4 protein-coding genes and 1 tRNA gene are annotated in these 4164 nt (G+C 53.3%); 4 read left to right on the forward strand and 1 reads right to left on the reverse strand.

Features of this window, described 5'->3' with window-relative positions; genetic code table 11:
• Together R6U41_RS08560 and R6U41_RS08565 are read left to right on the forward strand one after the other, a co-directional pair.
• The coding region (locus R6U41_RS08560) for an NAD(P)/FAD-dependent oxidoreductase (protein ID WP_410269418.1) at positions 1-916 on the forward strand (916 nt) is incomplete at its 5' end.
• Entirely contained in the window at positions 913-1689 is a 777-nt protein-coding gene (locus R6U41_RS08565; protein ID WP_410269419.1) for a DUF1365 domain-containing protein, read from the forward strand. The genes R6U41_RS08560 and R6U41_RS08565, both read left to right, overlap by 4 nt.
• A gap of 24 nt (positions 1690-1713) precedes the next feature.
• Here the strand turns inward: R6U41_RS08565 and R6U41_RS08570 are convergent, their stop codons facing one another.
• Positions 1714-2940 (reverse strand): class I SAM-dependent methyltransferase, encoded by a 1227-nt coding sequence (locus R6U41_RS08570; RefSeq protein WP_410269420.1) that lies wholly within the window; start codon positions 2938-2940, stop codon positions 1714-1716.
• Between the two features lie 340 nt (positions 2941-3280).
• Between R6U41_RS08570 and R6U41_RS08575 the strand changes: the two genes are divergently transcribed.
• Positions 3281-3370 (forward strand) — tRNA-Ser (locus R6U41_RS08575).
• A gap of 186 nt (positions 3371-3556) precedes the next feature.
• Positions 3557-3964: an AAA family ATPase gene (locus R6U41_RS08580; protein WP_410269421.1), complete on the forward strand. Its 408-nt coding sequence runs from the start codon at positions 3557-3559 to the stop codon at positions 3962-3964.
• The last annotated feature ends 200 nt before the right edge of the window (positions 3965-4164 follow it).

The following is a 4164-nucleotide window of genomic DNA, read 5'->3' on the forward strand; positions in this document are numbered from 1 at the left end:
GCGGCCGTCTTTTTATCGACTCCTCTTCGAAATCGACCGGTTCAACCGGACGACCTGGCGGTGGCTTTCCCAAAATCGCCTGCGCGGTTTGACCCTTGGTGAATATCTGGCGCGGGCCGGATTCTCCGAGGCGCTGGCCAAACATTACGTCACGCCTGTGAGTGCCGCCATCTGGTCCACCGGCGAGCGGGATATGCTCGATTTTCCGGCCGAGACGTTCGGCCGGTTCTTTGAAAACCATGGACTGCTCTCCTTTTTCGGCCAGCCCCGGTGGTATACGATAAAAGGGGGGAGTCATGAGTATGTCAAGGCGTTTTTGAAAACGTTTTCCGGCACGGTCTACACGGATCGTCCCGTCCGGAAAATCGCCCGTGAAAACAGGCGCGTGCGCATATGGACCGATGGGGCAGAAGCGGTCCATGACAAGGTGGTGATCGCCGCCCATGCAGACGAGGCCCTGGCAATGCTGACAGATCCTTCTGATGCCGAGACAAAGCTTCTTTCGGCCTGGCAGTATGCCCAAAACCGGGTCATTCTGCATCGGGACACCAGCTGCCTTCCTCCCCTGCAGGCGGTCTGGGGCTGCTGGAATTACAGGCAGGGGGCGAAAAAAGCCGCCCGCGGTCCAGCAACCCTGACCTATTACATGAACCAGCTCCAGCAGCTGGCCTCTCAACATCACTACTGCGTCACCCTGAATCCGGATTATCCCATAGAGCCGGGCCATATGATTGCGGATCTCAATTATGCACATCCCATGTTTGACAAAGACGCTGCAGCCACACAGGCGGATCTGCCCGGCTTAAACGGGGTCAACAACACTTGGTTTTGCGGCAGCTATTTCCGCTACGGCTTTCATGAAGACGCGGTGATGTCGGCTGCGGCCGTTGGTAAAGATTTCGGGATTGAACTATGAATTCGAAGATTTATACAGGCTTTGTGGAACATACCCGTCATCTGCCAGTGTATCATCATTTTCAATACCCGGTCTACATGTACGGCATTGACATCGATGAACTGCCCCTGCTGGACAAAAAACTGCTGTTTTTCGGCTACAACCGGCTGCGGCCCGCAACCATCAATGACGCCGATTACCTGGACAACAGACCGGGCTGCATAAAGGAAAAGCTTCTGGAGCTGCTGCCCGAAGCCGACAGGGCACAGGTGGCAACTGTTATGCTGATCACCTCTGCGCGGTATTTTCATTATATTTTCAACCCGGTTTGCTTCTATTACTGCTTTGACCGCCGGGGCGAGGTGGTTTGCCTGGCAGCCGAGGTGAGCAACACTTACGGAGAGCGGCACGTGTATCTGCCCAAGCCCTCGGCCCCGGACACGTCCGGCCCGGGAATCCGGCAATATACCGCTGAAAAAGCCTTTCACGTATCGCCTTTTAACAACATGAGCGGCCGATACGATTTTTTCTGCACCCTGCCGGGTCAAACCATAGATTTGGCCATCCATCTGGTCCGGGAAGGTGAAAAAATCTTTGAGGCCCGTTTTCAGGCAAAGGGCCGGGAGTTGACCCGGGCGGCCCACCTCGGGCTATTGCTGCGCCATCCGGTCATGCCGCATCTCACCATGCCCAGAATTATTTTTGAAGCCATGCGCCTGTATTACCGGAAGCACATGCCCTGGCATGACAAGCCAGCCCCTTCAGATCCCATGACCATCCGGCACAAGCGGTAAATCAATCTTTGCCGTCCGCAGCTATTAGCTGTAAAGAAAACCCCTGTCCATTGGGTAATCCGTGGTGTTTCCCTTGCAAAAAGTAATCTGGTAGAGCCGAAGCACCGAATTGGGAGTCCGGAAAAACGCGGCACAGGAATGAAGATAGGCCCGCCAGGTCCGGCGGAAGCGTTCGTCAAACAGCTTGGGATTGTAGCTGTTGATCATGGCCCAGTTTTCATCAAACCTTGCAGCCCACTGATCCAGGGTCAGGGCATAGTGGCGGCGGAGATTTTCAATATCGAGTATTTCAAGACCGTGGACTGCCATTAAATCAATGGTTTCAGTCAGACCGGGCAGATATCCGCCGGGGAAAATATGTTTCCGGATAAAAAAGTCCGTGTCCATGGGACGGTCATGGGCGATAAAATGCAGCAGGCCGATTCCCCCGGGCTTCAGGCATTGCGCCATGGACCGGATCCAGTCCTTAAGCTGGCCTTTTCCCGCATGTTCGTAAACCCCCAGGGAGGCATACTTGTCATATGTGCCGGACACCTGCCGGAAGTCACTTTCCTGGACGCGGATTTTATCGGCAATGCCCTCCTGCCGGGCCTTGTCTACCAGCCATCGGTTCTGGTCCATGGTGGGACTTAAGTTGGTGCCAATCACTCCATAATTTTTTACCGCATGAAAAAGCAGCGAACCCCATCCGCCGCCCACGTCGATTAAGTGTTCGCCTTCCTTGAGCCACAGTTTCCGGCAGACATGATCAAGCTTGTTTTCCTGGGCCTGACGCAGACTCTGGGTGCCTTCTTTCCAGTATGCGCAGGTGTAGGTCATGGTGGGATCCAGGTACTGCCAGAAAATATCCGATCCGCGGTTGTAGTGGGCCAGAGCGTTTTTTACGCCCCGGCTGCTTTTCCGGTTGCCAAACAGCAGTTCGTGCCACAAGTTGCGAATCCGGATAAGGGGATGGAAAATACGGGTCTGCCTGGCGGTTTGCGCTAAAGGCGGTTCATTGTCAGCGGTTGCGCGAATCAGGGCTTTTAAGTCCCCTTCTATGTCTACACCGCCGTCAATGTAGGATTCGATCAGTCCCCATCCGAAAAACAGCATGGAATTCAACTGGGCTTTTTTTGTCTTATACCGGATCACAAAAGCCGGCGGCCCGGTGCCATGGGCATAACTGGTACCGTCTGCAAAAACAATCTTAAAGGCAATCCGCGTGTTGCCCAGAAACCTGACATACATTGATTCCAATAGCCCGGCCATGTTTTTTCCTCAGCTTTTTTTTATTTCTTGTCTGCCCGCCCGCGTGCAAAAAAAGACAAAGCGATTATACAAAAATACGGCAGGAAATGCCAGAAAGACCGGAAACCGGTTGCAGTTCATCCGGAGAAATGCGGGATCATGAATACCAGTCGGAATTCATTTCCAGGATCTGCAACTTTTTAAACCAGATTCCTTGACAACCACCCAAAGGCCGGGTATAACACCCACTGCATGACGGGGCCGGCCTGGTGATGTTTCCTGCCGGGACGAAAAGCCCCTTTGCTTTTTGGTATTTAAGGAAAAATAATTTTTAAGGGGCTCCTATAAAAAACGTGCCAGCGGAGAGATGACCGAGAGGCTGAAGGTGCACGCCTGGAAAGCGTGTGTACCCGCAAGGGTACCGAGGGTTCGAATCCCTCTCTCTCCGCCACTTTTTATGCCGGGAAACAAGGCACTGATCGACAAGAACCCTTCCCCATCATCTCTGCTTTTGCTGTTACCGCCGAGATCCGCCGGCATGTAGAGACAATCCAAGGCAAATGCCGGTATTTCCAGAAGCGGTCAATGACAGGGATGATGCACGCATCAACAAGCAGGGATTGGAGGCACCGCCGGCATGGCTTATCTGGTTTTTGCACGCAAATACCGTCCACAGCAGTTTGACGATGTCATCGGTCAGGCCCATATCACCCGCAGCCTGGCCAATGCAGTCACCACCGGGCGCCTGGCTCACGCCATTTTGTTTTCCGGCCCCCGGGGCACGGGCAAAACCACTGTTGCGCGGATCCTGGCAAAATGCGTGAACTGCCATAACGGCCCCACGGACAAGCCCTGCAACCAATGCCCCTCCTGCCGGGAAATTACCACCAGCAGTGCTGCTGATGTGTTTGAAATCGACGGGGCCTCCAACAACAAAGTGGAAAACGTCCGGGAACTTCGGGAAACCGCCAAATACAAACCCTCTTCCAGCCCATATAAGATTTTTATCATTGACGAAGTTCACATGCTCAGTGATGCGGTATAAAAGGCTTTTAATGAGTGATGTGGTGTCAATTTTTTCAATCGTTCTTCTGATTGCCGGGATATCCGGCTTTTTCTTCGTCACTTCGAGGGAAATAATCGTGGATATGCTTTTGGCAAAGGAATGCAGCTGAGGAACGAGAATATCGATCTGCGATTCGTTCAAGGGTTCCTTACGGACACCCCACAGGAGACCGATGGGAT

It is taken from the genome of Desulfosalsimonas sp., from assembly GCF_046483245.1.
Taxonomy (GTDB): Bacteria; Desulfobacterota; Desulfobacteria; order Desulfobacterales; family Desulfosalsimonadaceae; genus Desulfosalsimonas.